Origin of the sequence: Hoskinsella mucinilytica (genome assembly GCF_045223415.1) — a bacterium.
GTDB lineage: Bacteria > Bacillota_I > Bacilli_A > Erysipelotrichales > Erysipelotrichaceae > Hoskinsella > Hoskinsella mucinilytica.
Genome location: NZ_JBEQZJ010000118.1, coordinates 1 through 529 on the forward strand (window position 1 = coordinate 1; position 529 = coordinate 529).

The 529-nt window shown below is 38.2% G+C and carries 1 protein-coding gene; it reads right to left on the reverse strand.

The window, feature by feature from the left end; translation table 11 throughout:
* Positions 1-529, reverse strand: a 529-nt coding sequence (locus UGRO018_RS17780) for a nucleoside-diphosphate sugar epimerase/dehydratase (protein ID WP_416327848.1), incomplete at both ends; no start/stop codon positions are given.

The window sequence follows — 529 nt, forward strand, 5'->3', positions numbered from 1 at the left end:
GGTAGCTTCATCAGCTTACATTTCGTTTGTTTACAAATGTTTAGCACTTCTGCCATTTCTTTTCTTGATACTGATGGCATCGCAATCAAGATCTCTTCTATCTCATATTTCTTTACTGCTTCTACGATCACATCTCTTCCTCCAACAACCGGTATGTCATGGATACTGCGATTCCATTTTGTACTATCATCATCAATGAAGCACATGACTTCCTTGTATACATGACTGGAATGTAAGATCTCTTTCGCAAGCTTCTCTCCTGCATCACCAGCGCCTATGATCATCGCATGGCTTGCTTCTTTGCTTTTAGCTGAAGACTTACTTTTGTAGCTTCTCAAAAATCTGTATAAAAACCTTGAGCCACCTGTCATCGCTGTCAATAACAGGAAGAAAATAAAGTAACTTGACTTTGGCATCGGATTGTCTGTCAATACGCTTACTGCGATATTTAAAAGACTTACTCCGATAGATGCTACTACGATATTTTTCATTTCTGTTAACGAAGCAAATTCCCATAGACTTTTATACA